The organism is Neorhizobium fuzhouense, from assembly GCF_042611105.1.
In the GTDB taxonomy this organism is placed as follows: domain Bacteria; phylum Pseudomonadota; class Alphaproteobacteria; order Rhizobiales; family Rhizobiaceae; genus Neorhizobium; species Neorhizobium galegae_A.
The window spans coordinates 171,057-191,021 of sequence record NZ_JBHFFP010000012.1; the positions used below are offsets into that span (position 1 = coordinate 171,057).

At 62.4% G+C, this 19,965-nt stretch carries 19 protein-coding genes; 5 read left to right on the forward strand and 14 right to left on the reverse strand.

The features are described from left to right. Window positions 1-119: 119 nt before the first annotated feature. Together ACEXP3_RS20065 and ACEXP3_RS20070 are read left to right on the forward strand one after the other, a co-directional pair. A complete protein-coding gene (locus tag ACEXP3_RS20065; RefSeq protein ID WP_377298835.1) occupies window positions 120-1,316 on the forward strand; it encodes a bifunctional 2-C-methyl-D-erythritol 4-phosphate cytidylyltransferase/2-C-methyl-D-erythritol 2,4-cyclodiphosphate synthase in 1,197 nt (398 codons plus the stop codon). Continuing rightward, window positions 1,313-1,813, forward strand: coding sequence for a CinA family protein (locus ACEXP3_RS20070; protein ID WP_377298837.1), 501 nt, complete (start codon window positions 1,313-1,315; stop codon window positions 1,811-1,813). The genes ACEXP3_RS20065 and ACEXP3_RS20070 overlap by 4 nt, the downstream gene beginning before the upstream one ends. Here ACEXP3_RS20070 and ACEXP3_RS20075 read toward each other — a convergent pair. Further along, window positions 1,804-2,247 carry a type II toxin-antitoxin system RatA family toxin gene (locus ACEXP3_RS20075; RefSeq protein ID WP_377298839.1) on the reverse strand — a complete coding sequence of 148 codons (444 nt, stop codon included), beginning with the start codon at window positions 2,245-2,247 and terminating at the stop codon, window positions 1,804-1,806. The genes ACEXP3_RS20070 and ACEXP3_RS20075 overlap by 10 nt on opposite strands. A gap of 256 nt (window positions 2,248-2,503) precedes the next feature. Here ACEXP3_RS20075 and ACEXP3_RS20080 point away from each other — a divergent pair, with 256 nt between their 5' ends. Next, entirely contained in the window at window positions 2,504-2,677 is a 174-nt protein-coding gene (locus tag ACEXP3_RS20080) for a hypothetical protein (protein WP_210104991.1), read from the forward strand. A 2-nt stretch (window positions 2,678-2,679) separates the two neighbouring features. Here the strand turns inward: ACEXP3_RS20080 and lipA are convergent, their stop codons facing one another. The 10 genes from lipA to eno form a co-directional block, all read right to left on the reverse strand. Further along, window positions 2,680-3,657 carry a lipoyl synthase gene (gene lipA, locus ACEXP3_RS20085; RefSeq protein ID WP_210104990.1) on the reverse strand — a complete coding sequence of 326 codons (978 nt, stop codon included), beginning with the start codon at window positions 3,655-3,657 and terminating at the stop codon, window positions 2,680-2,682. Between the two features lie 33 nt (window positions 3,658-3,690). Continuing rightward, a complete protein-coding gene (locus ACEXP3_RS20090) occupies window positions 3,691-3,939 on the reverse strand; it encodes a GlsB/YeaQ/YmgE family stress response membrane protein (RefSeq protein ID WP_210105238.1) in 249 nt (82 codons plus the stop codon). Between the two features lie 202 nt (window positions 3,940-4,141). After that, window positions 4,142-5,587, reverse strand: coding sequence for a dihydrolipoyl dehydrogenase (lpdA, locus tag ACEXP3_RS20095; protein ID WP_377298841.1), 1,446 nt, complete (start codon window positions 5,585-5,587; stop codon window positions 4,142-4,144). Between the two features lie 86 nt (window positions 5,588-5,673). Continuing rightward, a complete protein-coding gene (locus tag ACEXP3_RS20100) occupies window positions 5,674-5,940 on the reverse strand; it encodes an HP1242/YdcH family protein (protein ID WP_377298843.1) in 267 nt (88 codons plus the stop codon). Between the two features lie 83 nt (window positions 5,941-6,023). Continuing rightward, complete coding sequence (locus tag ACEXP3_RS20105; RefSeq protein WP_377298844.1) at window positions 6,024-6,662, reverse strand: SGNH/GDSL hydrolase family protein; 639 nt, start codon at window positions 6,660-6,662, stop codon at window positions 6,024-6,026. Between the two features lie 14 nt (window positions 6,663-6,676). Then, complete coding sequence (locus ACEXP3_RS20110; protein WP_377298846.1) at window positions 6,677-8,023, reverse strand: pyruvate dehydrogenase complex dihydrolipoamide acetyltransferase; 1,347 nt, start codon at window positions 8,021-8,023, stop codon at window positions 6,677-6,679. Window positions 8,024-8,038: 15 nt separating this feature from the next. Next, complete coding sequence (locus ACEXP3_RS20115; RefSeq protein WP_377298847.1) at window positions 8,039-9,454, reverse strand: pyruvate dehydrogenase complex E1 component subunit beta; 1,416 nt, start codon at window positions 9,452-9,454, stop codon at window positions 8,039-8,041. Window positions 9,455-9,471: 17 nt separating this feature from the next. Next, the gene (pdhA, locus tag ACEXP3_RS20120) at window positions 9,472-10,473 is read right to left on the reverse strand and encodes a pyruvate dehydrogenase (acetyl-transferring) E1 component subunit alpha (RefSeq protein WP_377298895.1); all 1,002 of its coding nucleotides are present in this window, start codon (window positions 10,471-10,473) and stop codon (window positions 9,472-9,474) included. Between the two features lie 185 nt (window positions 10,474-10,658). Further along, window positions 10,659-10,976, reverse strand: coding sequence for an FtsB family cell division protein (locus tag ACEXP3_RS20125; RefSeq protein WP_377298849.1), 318 nt, complete (start codon window positions 10,974-10,976; stop codon window positions 10,659-10,661). 218 nt (window positions 10,977-11,194) lie between these two features. Then, window positions 11,195-12,469, reverse strand: a complete 1,275-nt coding sequence (eno, locus tag ACEXP3_RS20130) for a phosphopyruvate hydratase (RefSeq protein ID WP_210104982.1) — start codon at window positions 12,467-12,469, stop codon at window positions 11,195-11,197. Between the two features lie 258 nt (window positions 12,470-12,727). Here eno and ACEXP3_RS20135 point away from each other — a divergent pair, with 258 nt between their 5' ends. Further along, a complete protein-coding gene (locus ACEXP3_RS20135; RefSeq protein WP_377298851.1) occupies window positions 12,728-14,578 on the forward strand; it encodes a methyl-accepting chemotaxis protein in 1,851 nt (616 codons plus the stop codon). A 66-nt stretch (window positions 14,579-14,644) separates the two neighbouring features. On the opposite strand, the gene kdsA is transcribed toward ACEXP3_RS20135, so the two are convergent. Together kdsA and ACEXP3_RS20145 are read right to left on the reverse strand one after the other, a co-directional pair. Continuing rightward, window positions 14,645-15,490, reverse strand: a complete 846-nt coding sequence (kdsA, locus tag ACEXP3_RS20140; protein WP_377298853.1) for a 3-deoxy-8-phosphooctulonate synthase — start codon at window positions 15,488-15,490, stop codon at window positions 14,645-14,647. A gap of 2 nt (window positions 15,491-15,492) precedes the next feature. Beyond that, window positions 15,493-16,377: a VOC family protein gene (locus tag ACEXP3_RS20145; RefSeq protein WP_377298855.1), complete on the reverse strand. Its 885-nt coding sequence runs from the start codon at window positions 16,375-16,377 to the stop codon at window positions 15,493-15,495. Window positions 16,378-16,533: 156 nt separating this feature from the next. On the opposite strand from ACEXP3_RS20145, the gene lexA reads away from it, so the two are divergent. Further along, window positions 16,534-17,253 (forward strand): transcriptional repressor LexA, encoded by a 720-nt coding sequence (gene lexA / locus ACEXP3_RS20150; RefSeq protein WP_210104979.1) that lies wholly within the window; start codon window positions 16,534-16,536, stop codon window positions 17,251-17,253. Here lexA and ACEXP3_RS20155 read toward each other — a convergent pair. Beyond that, entirely contained in the window at window positions 17,234-19,894 is a 2,661-nt protein-coding gene (locus ACEXP3_RS20155) for a ComEC/Rec2 family competence protein (RefSeq protein ID WP_377298857.1), read from the reverse strand. The two genes, lexA and ACEXP3_RS20155, sit on opposite strands and share 20 nt — an antisense overlap. Between the last annotated feature and the right edge of the window lie 71 nt (window positions 19,895-19,965).

The following is a 19,965-nucleotide window of genomic DNA, read 5'->3' on the forward strand; positions in this document are numbered from 1 at the left end:
TTATTTCTGAGCGACGTGCTGGAAATGGGCGTTTTGAGTCTATAGTTCTGCCCCTGTCAACTCATCACGTCCCGCAATTCCGCCAATCCCATCAGTTAGCGACCCCGGCAGGCAGTTTCATGACAATCGGCATCGTTATCGTGGCAGCAGGGCGTGGAGAGCGCGCCGGCTCGCCAGAGGAAGGCCCCAAGCAGTATCGCCGCATCGGCGGCGAGGCGGTGATCCGCCATACGCTGAGGCAGTTTCTCACCTGGCAGCGCTCCGGCCCCATCGTAGTGGTGATCCATCCCGATGACGGCGCGCTGTTTGCCGATGCGGTGCTGGATTTGCCCGGCGCGAACGCGCTGATCACCACGTCGGGCGGGGAAACGCGCCAGCAATCGGTGTTTGCCGGCTTACGGGCGCTCTCCAAAACCTCGGCAACGCATGTGATGATCCATGATGCCGCCCGGCCCTTTGTCGATCACGCGCTGCTTGAGCGGATTGCCGAGGCCTTCGACGCAGGCGAAGACGCCCTTCTGCCGGCGATGGCTGTCACCGATACGCTGAAGCGGGCGGGTGTCGATGGTGTTGTGCATGAAACAGTGCCGCGTGCCGCGCTCTATGCGGCCCAGACGCCACAGAGCTTTTCGCTTTCGGCCATTCGCGCCGCCCATGAAAAGGCCGCCGCGCTCCGGCGTGACGATTTTACCGACGATGCCTCGATTGCCGAATGGGCCGGACTGACGGTCCGGCTGATCGAGGGCTCACCCGACAATGTGAAACTGACGATCAAGCGAGACCTTGCCATGGCCGACGAAAAACTCTCCGCAGCGCCGCAGCTGCCCGATGTGCGCACCGGCAATGGCTATGACGTGCATCAGCTGGTGCCGGGCGACGGCGTGACGCTCTGCGGCGTGTTCATTCCCCATGACCAGAAGCTCAGCGGCCATTCCGATGCGGATGTGGCGCTGCATGCGCTGACGGATGCGCTGCTTGCCACCTGCGGCGCCGGCGATATCGGCGATCATTTTCCCCCAAGCGACATGCAGTGGAAGGGGGCGGCCTCGCGCATCTTTCTGGCGCATGCGGCCGATATCGTGCGCCAGCATGGCGGCATCATTACCAATGCCGATATTTCGCTGGTGGCGGAAGTGCCGAGGATCGCGCCGCACCGCGAGGCCATGCGCCGCAATCTTTCCGAAGTTCTCGGCATTTCCCTTGATCGATGCTCGGTGAAGGCCACCACCAACGAAAAGATCGGCTTTATCGGTCGCAAGGAAGGCATTGCAGCGATTGCCACGGCAACCGTCGTTTACGGCGTGCTGAAGCCATGAGCCTGTTTCCCGCGACCATAGACGCGCTGGCTGAAGAGGTCATCCGGCTTTACGCGGCACGCGGCTGGCAGGTGGCGACGGCCGAATCCTGCACCGGAGGGCTGATTGCCGGGGCGCTGACAGGCGTTTCCGGATCGTCTGCGGTGGTCGACCGGGGTTTCGTCACCTATAGCAATTCGGCAAAGCAGGAACTGATCGGTGTCGATACGGCAACGCTTGCCACCTATGGCGCGGTGTCGCGCGAGACCTCGCTGCAGATGGTCCGGGGCGCGCTCTGGCGCTCGCGCGCGACGGCCGCGGTCGCCGTCACCGGCATTGCCGGTCCCGGTGGCGGTTCTGCGGAAAAGCCGGTCGGTCTTGTGCATATCGCCGCGATGACAAAATCGGGCGCCCTCCTCCACCGCGAGATGCGCTACGGCGATCTGGGGCGCGACGCCGTTCGTCTTGCAACGGTCGAGACGGCGCTCAGCCTGCTCGTTTCCCTTGCTCAGGCATAAATCTTGTCGGCGCGGGCTTCGAACGCCTCGGCAAACATGCGGAACGCCCGGTCGAACATCGAGCCCATCACGGCGCCGAGAATGCGGCTCTTGAACTCGTAGTCGATGAAGAAATCGACCACGCAGCCCTCCGGCGTCGGCGAGAATTGCCAGCGGTTGTCGAGATACTTGAACGGACCCTCTATATATTTGACGTCAATCGTCAACTCGGCCGGATTGAGCAGGACCTGGGTCGTAAACGTCTCGCGGATCGCCTTGTAGCCGACGGTCATGTCGGCCACCAGCAGCGTCTTGCCGTCGCGCTCCTTGCGCGAGCGCACGCTCAAACCGTCGCAGAGCGGCAGGAACTCGGGGTATTTCTCGATATCCGCCACGAGCGCGAACATGTCTTCTGCGGAATGCCGGACGGGGCGGTGATTTTCAAACTTTGGCATGGCACTGAGCTAGTGGGCGTAAGAGGGATTGGCAAGTGGCAGTTGGTCGCGCGTCGCTTGGAGTTTTTCTAGAGAGCCCTAATGCGAATTTAACTTTTATCACCAAGAATTGTGGCACACGTTTCGCGCAGAACGCCACGTCCGGTTGATGGATGATCAACCGGCATGCCTGTCCGCGTGACAGACGCGAAGCCGGCGGGCGTAAGCCTGTCGAAGAGCAATCGGCATATCCATGCGACCAAACAATGCGGCAAGAATGACGGACGATTTCACCCAGGTTATGCGACTGCTCGAATCCGCCCGGCAACTGGCTGAAATGAACAACCTGTCGATGCTGGTCTATCTGGTGGAGGTCGCCAAGGCGGAGGCGCGCAGCCACCGCTTCGAACTGCGCGAGCGCAAGCGCGGCCAGATCGTCACCGACGACTAGGCCTATTCGGCCGCTACCAGCAGCTTCTTCTCGCGTGCCGCCTTCAGACGGGCGAAATCGTCGCCGGCATGGTGCGAGGAGCGGGTCAGCGGGCTTGACGAGACCATCAGGAAGCCCTTCGTATAGGCCACCGTCTCGTAGGACTTGAACTCTTCCGGCGTGACGAACTTTTCCACCTTGTGGTGCTTGCGCGTCGGCTGCAGATACTGGCCGATCGTGAGGAAATCGACGTCTGCGGTGCGCAGGTCGTCCATCAGCTGCAGCACTTCGTTGCGCTCCTCGCCAAGGCCGACCATGATGCCGGACTTGGTGAACATGGTCGGATCGAGTTCCTTCACCCGTTGCAGCAGGCGCACCGAGTGGAAATAGCGCGCCCCGGGCCGCACCGTTAGATAATTGCCGGGCACCGTTTCCATATTGTGGTTGAAGACGTCGGGCTTGGCGGCCACGACGCGTTCCAGCGCGCCCGGCTTCTTCAAAAAGTCCGGCGTCAGGATCTCGATCGTCGTCAGCGGCGAGGCCGCACGGATCGCCCAGATTACCTTTTCGAAATGCTCGGCACCGCCATCGTCCAGATCATCACGGTCGACGGAGGTGATGACGACGTGGCTGAGGCCCATCTGCTTGACGGCCTTTGCGACATTTTCCGGCTCGTCCTGGTCCAGCGCGTTGGGCTTGCCGGTCGCCACATTGCAGAAGGCACAGGCGCGGGTGCAGATCTCGCCCATGATCATGAAGGTTGCGTGCTTCTTGTCCCAGCACTCGCCGATATTCGGGCAGCCGGCCTCCTCGCACACGGTCACAAGCTTGTGGCTGCGCACCAGTTCGCGGGTTTCCTGATAGCCCTTGGAGGTCGGCGCCTTGACGCGGATCCATTCCGGCTTGCGCATCACTTCCGTGTCGGGGCGGTGCGCCTTTTCCGGGTGGCGGGCACGCTTGGTCTCGTCGGCGGGCGAGATCCTGTCAAGAATTGTAACCATGACGAATTGCTTTCCTGACCGCTTCACGCGGCTTTAGCGTCTCACAAGTTTGGCGACAAATAGCAGAGCGCAGGCGCCAATGAAACCGGTGACCAGACCACCCCAGGCACCGGGCTCCACCCAGATGCCGGCACGCTCCAGAATGGCGGTCGCCAGGGCCGCCCCGACAACGCCGATGACGATATTCATGAAGACGCCGAAGCGCAGATCCATCAGCATGCCGGCCAGCCAGCCGGCCAGACCGCCAATGATGATCGTTCCCAAAAAGCCCAAGCCTTCCATGATCGCCCTTTCCGTATGTGCATGTTCCATATGGCCCCTGCGGAACCAAATCGCAATGCATGCCGTGATGGAGCCCGGATGAGAGACGAACGCCTCTCATCCTCAGACACCACCGTCTTCCCGCCTTGCCGGGAAGACCGGATTCTTATCCTTCCTCACGCACCGGCGCATCCTCGCGCCGGGTCTGCGGACATGTCCGCCCTCAGGCGTTCAAGACCTTGCCATAGGCGTCGAGCACACTTTCCTTCATCATTTCCGACAGGGTCGGATGCGGGAAGATGGTGTGCATCAGCTCTTCCTCGGTCGTCTCGAGGTTCATGGCGATGACAAAACCCTGGATCAGTTCGGTGACTTCCGCGCCGACCATATGCGCGCCAATCAGCTCACCGGTCTTCTTGTCGAAAATGGTCTTCACCATGCCCTGGTCCTCGCCAAGCGCGATCGCCTTGCCGTTGGCGGCAAAGGAATAGCGGCCGACGCGGATATCGCGGCCTTCCGCCTTGGCCTTGGCTTCCGTCAGGCCGACCGAGGCGACCTGCGGGTTGCAATAGGTGCAGCCGGGGATCTTTGCCTTGTCCATCGGGTGGACGCCCGGAACGCCGGCGATCTTTTCAACGCAGATGACGCCTTCGTGCTCGGCCTTGTGGGCCAGCATCGGCGGACCGGCCACGTCGCCGATCGCGTAGAGGCCCGGCACGTTCGTCTTGCCATAGCCATCGATGACGATGCAGCCGCGATCGGTCTTTACACCAAGCGCTTCAAGGCCAAGATTTTCGATATTGCCCTGCACGCCGACAGCCGAGATCAGGCGATCAGCAGTGATCGTCTGGGTCTTGCCGTCCTTGGTCTCGACATGCGCCGTGATCGAATCGGCGCCCTTTTCGACCTTGGACACCTTGGCCTCGGTGATGATCTTCAGGCCGCGCTTTTCCAGCTGCTTGCGGGCGAAGGTGGAGATTTCCACATCCTCGACCGGCATGATGTTGGCCATCAGTTCAACCACCGTCACATCGACGCCCATGGAGCGATAGAAGGAGGCAAACTCGATGCCGATGGCGCCGGAGCCCATGACGACCATGGATTTGGGCATAAAATCGGGCTTCATCGCCTCGAAATAGGTCCAGATCAGCTTGCCGTCCGGCTCGATGCCGGGCAGCGCGCGCGGGCGGGCGCCGGTTGCGATGATGATATGCTTGGCCGTGTAGGTGCCCTCGCCCAGCACGCCCTTCGGCACCGGGTTCTGCGGCTGAACGACCGGCTTCGTCATCGGGCCGACGACGATCTCGCCCGGCTTGGTGAGCTTGGCTTCGCCCCAGATCACGTCGATCTTGTTCTTCTTCATGAGGAAGCCGACGCCGCCGTTGAGGCGTGCGGAGACGCCGCGCGAGCGGGCCACGACATCCTTCACATCCGCCGTCATCGAACCGTTCAGCGTCAGGCCGAAGGATTTTGCATGATTGGCATGATCCAGGATCTCGGCGGAGCGCAGCAGCGCCTTCGTCGGGATGCAGCCCCAGTTGAGGCAGATGCCGCCCAGATGCTCGCGCTCGACGATGGCCGTCTTCAGCCCGAGCTGGGCTGCTCGAATGGCGGTGACATAGCCGCCCGGACCCGAGCCGATGATGATGATGTCGTAGGACTGAGCCATGGCGCTTCCACTCCTTGGATGATCTCGAAATACGGCCAAAGCCGTTTCCTGTTCTTTTATCCGGGAGCGGGCGCTGCCTTAGCCGCCTAGACCTCGATGGTCTCGGGCCTCGGCTCGGCCAGCGTCAACATCCCGTACAGTTCGTCCTTCAATGCCAGGCGCTGCTTGCGCAGCTCTGCCACGAAAAGATCATCGCTGGGCTCGATATCGGTTTCGGCCCGATGAATGCGATGATTGATGTCTTCATATTCCACCGCAAGCCGGTGGAAATGACCGTCCGTCTCCCTCAAGTGCCGCATCAGCACCAGATGATCCGGAAATTCTTCCGCAAGGTGATGGGGTGTGTTCGACATGACATGTCCTCCGTTCGGGATGAGATGTCATAGTGCAACCACAGGCTTTTCCTCTCCTTGACCCTGATCAAACTGACTGGGCCTCAAAGCCCCAGCATCATGCGCACGACCGGCTCCAGACCCCGTCCGAGCGCCCGGGTATTTTCTGCATCGAGGTGAATGCCATCGAGCGGTGTGGTCTGGCACACCGATCCGGCATCGAAAAAGCTGCAGCCCATCTCGTCGGCGAGATCGCGGTAGAGGCTCGCCAGCATGGCGGACTCTTCCAGAGAATCGCGAAACATCGCGGCAAACGGCACATTGGCCGTCTCGCAAATCTTCGGCGGCGAAACGAGCAGGATGTCCGGTGCGTCGAAATCGCTGCCCCAGACATGGTAGTAGACCAGATTGACCAGCCGCTTCATGCCGCGCACCGCCGCAAAGGCCGATCCGGCAGGCCCCCGCTTCAGATCATTGGTGCCCAGCATGATGATGATGAGATCCAGAGGCGCATGCGTCTCCAGAAGGCTCGGCAGAAGTTTCGCGCCGTTCCTCTCGCAATCGGCGAGATGATCGTCATAGGCGGTGGTGCGCCCATTCAGGCCCTCGGATATCACCCGGACAGACGGCCCGAGCGCGCTTTCGAGCACGCTCGGCCAACGGTCCTCATAGGCGTGGCGCGACAGTGTGTCCGGGTCATAGCCCCAGGTCAGGCTGTCGCCGAAGGCGAGAACGGTTTGCATCGGCCGCTCCCGGGTCAGACCAGCATGCCCATCGGGTTTTCGATGTAGCGCTTGAAGGCACCGAGCAGCTCGGCACCGAGCGCGCCATCGACGCAGCGATGGTCGGTCGACAGCGTCACGGACATGACATTGGCGATCTTCATCTCGCCGTTCTTGACGACGACCCGCTCCTCACCCGCGCCGACGGCCAGGATGGTGGCATGCGGCGGGTTGACGACGGCTGCGAAGTTCTTCACGCCCATCATGCCCATGTTGGACACGGCGGTGGTGCCGCCCTGATACTCTTCCGGCTTCAGCTTACGATCCTTGGCCCGCTTGCCGAGATCCTTCATCTCCGCCGAAATGGCAGACAGGGTCTTGGTTTCGGCCTTGCGGATGATCGGGGTGATCAGGCCGCCGGGGATCGACACGGCAACGCCGACATCGGCATGCTTGTGCTTGACCATGTTGGCTTCCGTCCAAGAGACGTTGGCATCCGGCACGTCGCGCAGCGCGAGCGCCATGGCCTTGATCACCATGTCGTTGACCGAGAGCTTGTAGGCCGGTGCGCCATCCTTGCGGGGGGCGGCATCGTTGAGCTGCGCACGCAGCGCCAGCAGCGCATCCAGTTCGCAATCGACCGTCACATAGAAATGCGGGATCGTCTGCTTGGATTCGACAAGGCGCTTGGCGATCGTCTTGCGCATGCCGTCATGCGGCACAAGCTCGTAGGAGCTCGGGTCGAACAGCTTGAGCACGGCATCGTCGGAAGCGGGCTTTGCAAGCGTCGGCGCAGCAGCCGATGCCGGAGCAGCAGCCGGTGCTGCAGAAGGTGCTGCCTTGGCGGAACCGCCGGCCACAGCCTTTTCCACGTCGGCCTTGATGACGCGGCCCTTCGGACCGGAGCCGGAAACCTTGGCAATATCGACGCCGGCTTCCTTGGCAACGCGGCGGGCGAGCGGCGAGGAGAAGACGCGATCACCGGATGACGCGGGTGCAGCTTCAGCCTTTGCAGCAGCCGGGGCAGCTTCCACCTTTTCGGCGGGCGCTGCGGCCTCGGCCTTCGGTGCCGGAGCAGCCTCCGCCTTCGGCGCCGGTGCTGCAGAACCGCCACCGGCGGCAGCCGTCGCCACATCCTCGCCGTCTGCGGCAAGAATGGCGATCAGCGCGTTTACCTTCACGCCTTCGGTGCCGGCGGCAACGACGATCTTGGCAACAGTGCCTTCATCGACCGCTTCGACTTCCATCGTGGCCTTGTCGGTTTCGATCTCGGCGATGACGTCGCCGGACTTCACCGTGTCGCCCTCCTTGACCAGCCACTTGGCGAGGTTGCCCTCTTCCATCGTGGGAGAGAGGGCGGGCATCGTGATGTTGATTGGCATCTTTCCGCCCTTCCCTTATTTGTAGCAGACGGCTTTGACGGCCTGAACGACTTCGCCGACATTCGGCAGAGCCAGCTTTTCGAGATTGGCCGCGTAAGGCATCGGCACGTCCTTGCCGGCAATCGTCAGCACCGGCGCATCGAGATAATCGAAGGCTTCGCGCTGCACCCGGTTGGCGATGAAATCGCCGACGGAGGCCTGCGGATAGCCTTCCTCGATGGTAACCAGACGGCCGGTCTTCTTCACCGATTCGATGATCGCCGGCAGGTCCATCGGACGGATGGTGCGCAGGTCGATCAGTTCGACGTCGATGCCGGCCTGTTCCAGTTCGGCAACAGCCTTGACCGCATAGGTCATGCCGATACCCCAGGAGACGATGGTGACGTCCTTGCCGGCGCGGTGAATGCGCGCCTTGCCGATCGGCAGAACGAAATCATCGAGCTTCGGCACTTCGAAGGACTGGCCGTAGAGGATTTCGTTTTCGAGGAAGACAACCGGGTTCGGATCGCGGATGGCGGCCTTCAGGAGGCCTTTCGCGTCGGCTGCCGTGTAGGGCATGATGACCTTGAGGCCCGGAATCGAGCTGTACCAGGCGGCGTAATCCTGGCTGTGCTGGGCGGCAACGCGGGCGGCCGCACCGTTCGGACCACGGAACACCATCGGCGCGCCCATCTGGCCGCCGGACATGTAGAGCGTCTTCGCTGCCGAGTTGATGATCTGGTCGATCGCCTGCATGGCGAAGTTGAAGGTCATGAACTCGACGATCGGCTTCAGGCCCGCCATGGCGGCGCCGACGCCGACTCCGGCAAAGCCATGCTCGGTGATCGGCGTGTCGACGACGCGGCGGGGGCCAAATTCCTGCAGGAGGCCTTGCGTGATCTTGTAGGCGCCCTGGTATTCGGCCACTTCCTCGCCCATGACGAAGACATCGCCATCGCGGCGCATTTCTTCGGCCATGGCGTCGCGCAGTGCTTCGCGCACCGTCGTCATCACCATTTCGGTGCCGGCCGGAATGTCCGGGTCGCTTGCAACATCAACCTTCGGGGCTGCCGGAACCTTGGCGGTATCCGTGGTGGCCGTCGGCTCTTCCGTCGACTGGCGGGCCTTGCCGCCGGCAGTGTCAGAGGTGGCGGCCGGCGTGTCGGCATCGGCCTTCGGTGCCGAAGACCCAATCGAATCGGCGCTTTCACCGTCCTGCAGCAGCACGGCGATCGGCGTGTTGACCTTGACGTTTTCGGTGCCGGCGGAAATCAGCAGCTTGCCGATGACGCCTTCGTCGACGGCTTCCACTTCCATGGTGGCCTTGTCGGTTTCAATTTCGGCGATCACGTCGCCGGAGACGACCTTGTCGCCCTCGTTTTTCAGCCACTTGGACAGCGTGCCTTCTTCCATGGTCGGAGAGAGGGCGGGCATCAGGATATTGATAGGCATGAGGTTCCCTCCCCGAATTACAGCAGGATGTCGGTGTAAAGCTCGGATACATCCGGCTCCGGATCGGCCTGGGCGAAATCGGCACTGTCGGCCACGACGTCACGGACGTCCTTATCGATGGCCTTCAACTCGTCTTCCGAGGCCCAGCCCTTTTCCACCAGACGCAGACGCACCTGCTCGATCGGGTCATGTTCGGAGCGCATCTTCTGCACTTCATCCTTGGAGCGATACTTCGCCGGGTCGGACATCGAGTGACCGCGATAGCGATAGGTCAGCATTTCCAGGATGATGGGGCCCTTGCCGGAGCGGCAATGCTCGACGGCCTCGTCGGCTGCCGCCTTGACGGCGCGCACGTCCATGCCATCCACCTGGATGCCGGGAATGCCGAAGGAGGCGCCACGCTGCGAGAAATCGGTCTGGGCGGAGGCGCGCGACACGGCGGTGCCCATGGCATAGCGGTTGTTCTCGATCACGTAGATGACCGGAAGCTTCCACAGCTGCGCCATGTTGAAGCTTTCATAGACCTGGCCCTGGTTTGCCGCGCCATCGCCGAAATAGGCGAGCGAGACATTGTCATTGCCGCGATACTTGTTGGCAAAGCCGAGACCGGTGCCCAGCGACACCTGCGCACCGACGATGCCGTGACCGCCGTAAAAATTCTTTTCCTTGGAGAACATGTGCATCGAGCCGCCCTTCCCCTTGGAAAGACCGCCGCGACGACCGGTAAGTTCCGCCATGACGCCGCGTGCACTCATGCCGCAGGCCAGCATATGACCGTGGTCACGATAACCGGTGATGACCTGATCGCCATCCTTCAGCGCCATCTGCATGCCGACGACGACAGCTTCCTGGCCGATGTAGAGGTGACAGAAACCGCCGATGAAGCCCATGCCGTAGAGCTGGCCGGCCTTTTCCTCGAATCGGCGAATGAGGAGCATTTCCCGATAGGCCTTCAGTTCCTCGGCCTTGTCGAACTCGGCGATTGCGCCGCCATTGCTCTTTGCAGGCTTCGCTGCCATCTTTCGACCGGCCGCGGACGCGACTTGCTTGGGCGCCATGCACTAACCTCCCTGCGTGTTTGTTTGGTTGCCATCAACATAGGCAAGAAAACACGCCCCAGCAATGCCATAAATGCATGGCTCACATGATATATAAAGCCATGAAAAATCAAGGAAAAAGGAAGATTAACCAGATTTCGGTTAATTCAGAAGTAGCTGTTGAACACAACGATTTCGTCCGCGCGCGACACGTTGAGCTGATAGCGCGCCGTTTCATCGAGCATATCTTTTTCCAGTGAGCCATCGCTCAGCAATTCGACCTGCCGCTCCAGCCCCTTGCGCTTGGTGGTGAGCTTTGCCAGCTCGCCGGCGCGCTCGGCGCGCATCTTCTCGAACTTTTCCGTGGCGATCAGGCCGAGGTCGCCATGCACCGAATGATATCCGAAATAAGAGAGGAAGGCGATCGTGATGACGGGCAGCACCAGACGACCGAATTTCCGTTCCTTGTGATGTCTCGTCCACATGCGAGCAAGATCCTGAAACGCATTACCAGGACCTCACATTCGCACAACTTGCTTAATCAATCGTTGAACCCGGGCCACTTGCGACACCCTGTCGGAAATATTGGCGGGTCTTAGATGCGGCCGCCAGCCGGTGCCAAGCGTGTAAAACGCAAACGGGCGGCAAACCCACCGGTCACCGCCCGTTCCACGATCATGTCTTCTGCGTCAAAGCCGTTGGATCAGGCCTTCAGCACCGAACGGCCGGCAAAGGTCGCCTGCGGTCCGAGCAGTTCCTCGATGCGGATCAGCTGGTTGTACTTGGCAATCCGGTCCGAACGCGACAGCGAGCCGGTCTTGATCTGCCCGCAATTGGTGGCAACGGCGAGATCGGCAATGGTCGAATCTTCCGTTTCGCCCGAGCGGTGCGACATGACGGCGGTGTAGGCAGCCTTGTGCGCGGTTTCCACGGCATCCAGCGTTTCGGTGAGCGAGCCGATCTGGTTGACCTTGACGAGGATGGAGTTGGCAACGCCCATCTTGATGCCGTCGCGCAGGCGCGCGGAGTTGGTCACGAACAGATCGTCGCCGACCAGCTGCACCTTGGAACCGATCTTGTCGGTGAGGTACTTCCAGCCGTCCCAGTCGTCTTCCGCCATGCCGTCTTCGATCGAGATGATCGGATACTTGGCGGCCAGTTCCGCGAGGTACTCGGCCATGGCTTCCGGCTCAAGCGTGCGGCCCTCGCCTTCCAGCGCATACTTTCCGTCCTTGAAGAATTCCGTCGAGGCGCAGTCGAGCGCCAACTGGATGTCGTCACCCGGCCGATAGCCAGCCTTCTCGATCGACTTCATGATGAAGTCGAGCGCTTCCGGGGCGCTCTTCAGGCCAGGCGCAAAGCCGCCTTCGTCGCCGACGTTCGTGTTGTGACCACCGGCAGCCAGTTCCTTCTTCAAAACGTGGAAAACTTCGGAGCCCATGCGCACGGCGTCACGAATGCTGTCCGCACCGACCGGCATGATCATGAATTCCTGGAAATCGATCGGGTTGTCGGCATGGGCGCCGCCATTGATGATGTTCATCATCGGCACCGGCAGCAGGCGGGCATTCGGGCCGCCGACATAACGGAACAGCGGCAGGCCAGCCGATTCGGCTGCGGCCTTGGCAACGGCGAGCGAGACGCCGAGGATGGCGTTGGCGCCGAGGCGCGACTTGTTCGGCGTGCCGTCCAGCTCGCTCATCAGCGTGTCGATGAGGATCTGGTTTTCCGCATCATGGCCGCCGATGGCATCGAAGATCTCGCTGTTGACGGCTTCGACCGCCTTTTCGACACCCTTGCCGTGATAGCGCTTGCCGCCGTCGCGCAGTTCAACCGCTTCGTGCGCGCCCGTCGACGCACCCGACGGAACGGCCGCGCGGCCGATGCTGCCGTCCTCGAGATGGACATCGACCTCGACGGTCGGGTTGCCGCGGCTATCGAGGATTTCGCGGGCGATGATGTCGGTAATGGCTGTCATTGGCTATTCCTGCTCTGGTGCGGTGGAAATCACCGACTGTCTTAATCCAAGAGACGGAAAATACAATGGCAGGCGTATGACAGTGCCTCGCCGGCGCGCGCCGCGTGAGCTGTCTGCCGGGGTGGAGGTGGCGGATCCAGTTGCATTTTTCCGCGTCAATCCAATAAGTTGGGCCAAACGGTAAATTTGGCATTTGTCATTTGGTAACGGCTCCTATGCATAGTTGCTGATAGGCTCAGCCTGGCCAGGTGTGCGCCTATGGTCGACACGCTTATTGCAACCGGATCCTTCATGACCCTCACCATCTCGCGCAGCCTCCTCCTGTTCGGCCTTCTGGTCGGTACCGGTGTTTCCGCCGCCATCGGCATCCAGAAATCCGCTTTCGACCGGCTGCGGGTAAACGGTCCCGTCTATGAGCAGATCATCCATGGCAAGGATCTCGTCGCCGATATTCTGCCGCCACCCCTGTTTCTGGTGGAGACCTATCTTCTGGCAACGGAAGGAGCCTACCATCCGGAGCTTGCGGCGGAAAATCTGAAGCGGATCGCGCTGCTGCACAAGGACTATGACGCGCGAAAGACATTCTGGGCGGCATCGACGCTTAGCACGCAGTTCAAGCAGCAGCTGGCTGAAAAAGTGCAGCCCAGCGGCGACAGATTCTGGAATATCCTCGATAACGACTACGCGCGCGCCGTTGCCGGCGGCGATCCGGCGGCGATCCGAGCCGCCGTCAACAGCCTGAAGTCGGCGTTCGAAGTCCATCGCGCCGAGGTGGATGCCCTGGTGGCCGCAGCCAATGAGCGGCTTTCATCGACTGAAAAGCAGGCCGCAGAGGAAACCGTCACCCAGAACGCGGCCTCATATGCCGCGGGTCTGGCTGCACTTGGCCTTCTGGTGGCGGGCCTGATCGGCCTCCACCGGCGCGCAATCCGGCCGTTGCGCGGCATGCGGGATTACATGAGCATCCTTGCCGGCGGCGATTATTCCAAACCTGTTCCCTATGATGGGCGTGGCGATGAGATCGGCGAAATGGCGGCAGCCGTAACGGTCTTTCGCGGCAACGCCCAGGAGCGCATTGCCGCGCGCCAGCGGCAGGAGGTGGAGCGAGAGCGCGGATTGAGTGCCGAGCGCCAGCAAAACGCCCGGCGCGCCGAGGAAGATGCCACCCGCGCCGGCGTGATCACGGCGCTCAGCAGCGGCCTCGGGCGGCTGGCCACCGGCGATCTCACCAACCGCCTCTCAACTCCCTTTGCCAGCGACTATGAAAAGCTGCGGCAGGAATTCAACGGCAGCCTGCAAACGCTTGAAGACGCGATGATTGAAATCGGCGATGCCATGCGGTCCGTTGAAACCGGCGCCCTCAGCATCGCCCATGGCACCGACGACCTGTCGAGGCGCACCGAATCGCAGGCCTCCTCGCTGGAGCAGGCGGCATCGGCGCTTGCCGAAATTACCACCACCGTTCGCACCACGACCGACCGCGCGCGCGAAGCCAGCAAACGCATGTCCGGCACCCGTGCAAGCGCCGAAAACTCCAATCTGGTTGTGCGGGAAGCCGTCGATGCCATGGCAAGAATCGAAGATTCGTCGAACCAGATCCGCCAGATCATCAGCGTGATCGACGAGATCGCGTTCCAGACCAACCTTCTGGCGCTGAATGCCGGTGTCGAGGCAGCGCGCGCCGGGGAAGCGGGCAAGGGCTTTGCCGTGGTAGCGCAGGAAGTGCGCGAACTGGCCGGCCGTTCCGCCGGCGCTTCCCGGGAAATCCGCCAGTTGATCGATACTTCGTCAAAACAGGTGGATGCCGGGGTGGCTCTGGTGCACCGCACCGGCCAGTCCCTGGGCGACATCGAGCAGCAGATCCAGTCGGTCAACGACCTCATCGGCAACATTGTTTCGGCAGCCGGCGAACAGGCGCATGCGCTCGCTGAAGTCAGTGAAGCGGTCAACCGGATGGACCAAGTGACGCAGCAGAACGCCGCGATGGCGGAAGAAACCAGTGCCGCCTGCGGGGACCTCAATCGCCACACCGCACGGCTTGGCCAGCATCTCGCCCGCTTCAACGTCGGTGGCCAGAGGCAGACAGGCCGCAGCCGGATGGCCTCTTAGGGCAGAGGTGGCCGGACAAGAGCGAATTGTTGACGGGGCGAGCATCGGGCCGCCCCGTCTCATCCGTCAGGATTTGGCAACGGCGTCGAGAGCGAGAAGCTTTTCCAGAAGCCCCTTCAGGTTCTTCAGGTGCACCATGTTGGGTCCATCCGACGGGGCATTGTCCGGATCTTCGTGGGTTTCAATGAAAACGCCGGCGACGCCGACCGCAACGGCTGCCCGCGCCAGCGTTTCGACGAATTCGCGCTGACCGCCGGTCGAGCCGCCCTGCCCGCCCGGCTGCTGCACCGAATGCGTCGCATCGAAGATGACCGGTGCGCCGAGCGATGCCATGATGGGCAGCGAGCGCATGTCGGAGACCAGCGTGTTATAGCCGAAGGAGGCACCGCGTTCGCACAACAGCACATTCGGGTTGCCGCTTTCGGTGAACTTCGCCAGTACGTTCTTCATGTCCCAGGGCGCCAGGAACTGGCCCTTCTTGACATTCACCACGCGCCCCGTCTTGGCCGCAGCCACCAGAAGATCGGTCTGGCGGCACAGAAATGCCGGGATCTGGAGAATATCCACCGTCTCGGCAACCACCGCGCACTGTTCTTCGGTGTGGATGTCCGTCAGCACCGGAAAGCCGTATTCCTTCTTGAGGTCGGCGAAAATCTCCATGGCGGCATCAAGGCCGATGCCGCGCTTGCCGGCAATCGACGTGCGATTGGCCTTGTCGAACGAGGATTTGTAGACAAGGCCGAGGCCCAGTTCGTCGCAGATCTCCTTGATGGCGCCGGCCATCATGAAGGCGTGATCGCGGCTTTCCATCTGGCAGGGACCGGCAATCAGCGACAGGTGGCCGGTGTTGGAAAATACGACGCGGGCCGAGCCCTCGCCGACGGAAACCTCTGGATTGGCTGTGACGGCCATGATCACTCCTCAAATACGAAGGCAGCACCCTGACCGGGGGCTGCGGCAACGACAATGCGCGTGCCACTCTTCTCGAAAGCCACGTCCTTATCAGCAAGCCATTGCGCTGTCACGGCAAGATCCCCCGTGGCAAAGATGAGAGCAGCGCCCTGCAGAGGCTCTGCGACCTCCGTCGTGCCCGCGACATAAGCGGCCGCGCTGCCCAGATGCACTTCGACGGCCCGAGGCTGCTCGACAGACACAAAGCCGTTCTGGGCCTCGATCCGGAAACCACGCTCGGCCGGTCGTGCCGCTGCATCCATTATGGTTTCCAGAACGGCTTGCACGGCCTTCGGCCGCTCGGCGACGAGCAGCAGGCCGCGAAGGCCAAGTACGGCGTTGGCATGCCGCTCCAGATGCGCCCGGTCTGCCGGCAGCGGGTTCAGCCGCTCGCAGGCAAACAGGAAGAAGGCTTTCGACGCCGTTTCGGCAAAGGCAAGGCGAAAACTTGCGACCACGTCCCGTCCGTCTGCCGTGCGCGCGCCGCGGGAAAACTCGAGCAGATCGCCGCCGTCGATGCCCGCCGGTGCAAACCGCGCGCGGTCGGCCACGGCATCCTGTGACGATACCACCAGGGCGGAGAACCCGTCCTCGCCCACCGCGTCGCGGAAGATGCGGTCGCGTCGGGTAAACTCGTTGCCCTGCGCAGCTGCTTCCGCTGCCTTGACCGGATCTGCGACGGACAGTGGCTCGAGATAGGTGCCGTCCGCCAGAAAGACGCAGGCGTTCTGCGTGCCGAACGGGTGGACGGCATCGGGGGCCACGGTGAAGCCCAGTCGCTCCAGCCGCGCGCGGGCGATGACAAGCGAGGAGACCGGCAGGACAAGATGATCGATAAGACGCGGCATGATTCTCTCCGGATAGATCGAGGCGAGCTTAGCGCTCGCTGCATGCTGCGACAAACCGCGCCCAGACTGCGTTTTCACCGACTTTTCAGGGCTTGCGGAACACATGTGGAACATATAGTGTTCGTTCTGGATTTGTTTCCCTTCGAGGTTGTCTTCATGCTCACACGCAAACAGCAGGAACTGCTCCTGTTCATTCACGAACGAATGAAGGAAGCGGGCGTGCCCCCCTCCTTCGACGAGATGAAGGATGCGCTCGATCTCGCCTCGAAATCGGGCATTCACCGGCTGATCACGGCGCTTGAGGAGCGTGGCTTCATTCGGCGGTTGCCGAACCGGGCGCGGGCGCTCGAGGTGATCAAGCTGCCGGAATCCTATGTACCGCCGGCCCAGCCGCGTCGCGGCTTTTCGCCGAGCGTCATCGAAGGCAGCCTTGGCAAGACGCCGGCCGCGCGCCCTGCCCCGCCCGCGCCGCCGGTGGAAGAGTATAGCGGTTCTGCCACCGTTCCCGTCATGGGGCGCATCGCAGCCGGCGTGCCGATCTCGGCCATCCAGAACAATACGCATGCCATCAGCGTGCCGATCGAAATGCTGGGCACCGGCGAACATTACGCGCTGGAGGTCAAGGGCGATTCGATGATCGAGGCAGGCATTCTCGACGGCGATACCGTCATCATCCGCAACGGCAGTACGGCAACGCCCGGCGACATCGTCGTGGCGCTGGTCGATGACGAGGAAGCCACGCTGAAGCGGTTTCGTCGCAAGGGTGCCTCGATTGCGCTTGAGGCGGCAAACCCTGCCTATGAGACCCGTATTTTTGGTCCAGACCGGGTCAAGATCCAGGGCAAGCTGGTCGGTCTTATCCGTCGCTACCATTAAGCAGGGCGGAGACTGGTTGCGGGAGCGTGTCGTCGAAACGGCGCGTCTTCCAGTCGTAGCTGCGGTGCAGGCTCCACGGGCGTGAATGGCCGACATTGGCGGCTGTTGCCGTCCAGTTGGCGCGCGTGGCGCTCTGCGCAAAGCGGATTTCCAGGGCACCCGTCTTGCGGAGCGTCTTTTCCGTCAGCATCAGCGCGCCGGAGCGGCAGGTTTCGAAACGGGCGCGGGCGGCAATGACGATGTCGGAGGTGTCGCAGGCGGTTCCGGCATAGCGGGCATCCTCGATCACCGCAATGCGGATCTTTTCCGCGGAGCGGGCAAAGCAGCCGACCCGGGCGAGGCAGGCGAATCGGCCAGCCGGCGCGGTGCGGAATGCATCGGCCATCGCCACTGCCGCCTCGCGCCGTTCCTGCGTGCTGAGCGCCCGCGCTTGATTGTCTGGATTGTCGATATTGTCTGGCGCACGGCCGTCGCGCGCCGGCGGTTCCGGCGGCGGGATGTCTTCGGCGAGCAGGTCGATGGCGCCGGCTGCGGGCGTTCGGTCTTCACGGTCCTCGGCCGATGCTTTCGGTGGGCTGCCTTTCGGGCCTGCAAGCGGCCGCATCGGTGGCTTAGGGGATAGGTCGGATGATGCCGGGAACAGTCCGGCGGTGGATTTCGCCATGATGGGATGCAGGGTCTTGTCGATCATCAAGGCATTTTGCCACTGGCGATAGATGAATTCGGGTGGCGTGCGGCGGCTGACGGCCGCCTCATTCTCCTCGACGAGGGCCACGAGGGTCGCATCGTCGGACACCAGGAGGTCGGGACGCGCTGCACCTCTGGGCCAGAAAGAGACGGTCAGTGCTACGGCCATAATCGCCGCACCGACCAGCTTCAATCGGGTGCGCAGGAGAACGAGGAGGAGAAAGCCAATCGACGCAAGAGGAAGCAGCCAGACGCTCTGGCGCCCGACAGCCGCATCGCCGCCCCAGCCCGCCACCGTTTCTGCAATGGCAATGACCAGCTGCACGCCATAGCCCATGATCTTGATGAACGGAGCCTCCAGTCCGAACGGCATCATCAGCATGCCCAGCATGCCGGCCGGCATGACGATCAGCGAGATCACCGGCATGGCCGCGAGGTTGCCGGCAAGGCCGTAGGTTGCGATGCGATGGAAATGGGAGATCGAGTAGATCGAGGTGGAGAGCGATCCGATGAGCGACGTCATCACCACCCCTGCCACCATGCCCGATACGGCAGCGGTGACGGCAAGCACCGGCGGCCGGCGGGCGGTGAGCGGATTGTGCTGGTCGCCCCGGAAACGTGACCAGGCGGCGTAGCCCGCCACCAGCGCGACTGTTGCGGAAAACGACATCTGGAAACTCGGGCCAAGCACCGCCGAAGGTGTCAGCACCAGAATCACCACGGCCGAAAGCGCCACATTGTGCAGGCTGATCGACGGACGGTCGAACAGCACGGAGGCCAGCATGATCACCATCATCACATAGGCGCGTTCGGCCGACACGCCAAAGCCGGAGATGAGGTAATAGGCCGTCACCATGGCGATTGCGCCAAGGGCGGCGATCTTCTTGATCGCCACCTCCTGGGCAAGACCGGAAAATGCGCTGAGCAGCAGTCGCGCGCCGACAAAGAAGATACCGGCGGCAAGCGCCATGTTGAGCCCGGATATGGCAATGATATGCGCGAGGCCCGCCACCCGCAGCGCCTCGACGGTCTTGTCGGAGATGGCGCGGCGCTCGTCGGTCACGATGGCTGCGGCAAACGCACCGGCGTCTCCGGGCACGAGCGCGCGAATGCGAGTGCCGATGTCGCTGCGCAGCTCAAACAGCTTGCCGATGAGGGTGGTCGTCCAGCTTTGCGTGATGTCGCTTCCAAGCCTCTGCGGCGGGCCATAGAAATAGCCCACGGCGCCGGTGCCTTGAAAATAGGCAGAGAAGGCGAAATCGGCAAGCCCCGGAAGGGCGGGGCCCGAGGGGGGCGACAGCCGCACCTTGCCGGCGATGCGGTCACCGGTCTCGAACGGTCTGTGTGCAGCGCGGGAGAGGATCACCGCGCGCTCCGGCGGGCGGGCAATCACCGGCGCGGCAGTGGAGACGAGGCGCACCGTATAGCGCCAGCGCCCGCTGGCGGCCGCCTCGCGTTTTTCGACGATGCCTTCGATCTGTGTGGTCATGGGCGCGTCAAGGAGGATGGTCGAGTTGCGCAGGCTTTCGATCTCGGCAAGGGCCGCACCCGCACAGATCAACCCTGGAACCAGCAGCCAGCAGGACATGACCCGCCGGCCCGCCCTTGCCAGCAAGACAGCAGCAAGGATCAGCGGCAGGGCGCAGAAGGCGGGAACGGTGGATGGCGTCGTGGGAGACGTCAGCCAGAGGATGGCGCCAAGCCCCAGAAACACCGGGAGAAACAGGAAGGCGCGCCCATGCGCCTCCTCTTCCGCGCACCATGCCGCCACCTTCGCAGGCCAGGGCGCGCGATCACTTTCGCGTGCGTCTAGAACCGTCGCGTCGAGATCCCGGTTGTGTTGAATGGACGGGAGAGGAAGGGATTCGAAGGCTCTCACGGGCAGCCGGAGACTGCGCGAAAACGCCATCGTCTCGCGCACCGATTCGCCTGCCGGGATGTCCGCCTGCGCCACCGCGCCTCCTCGGAAATCGGGTCATCCACCTTAACCGAAACACAACCTGCACCTGTTTAACTCGCCCGGTC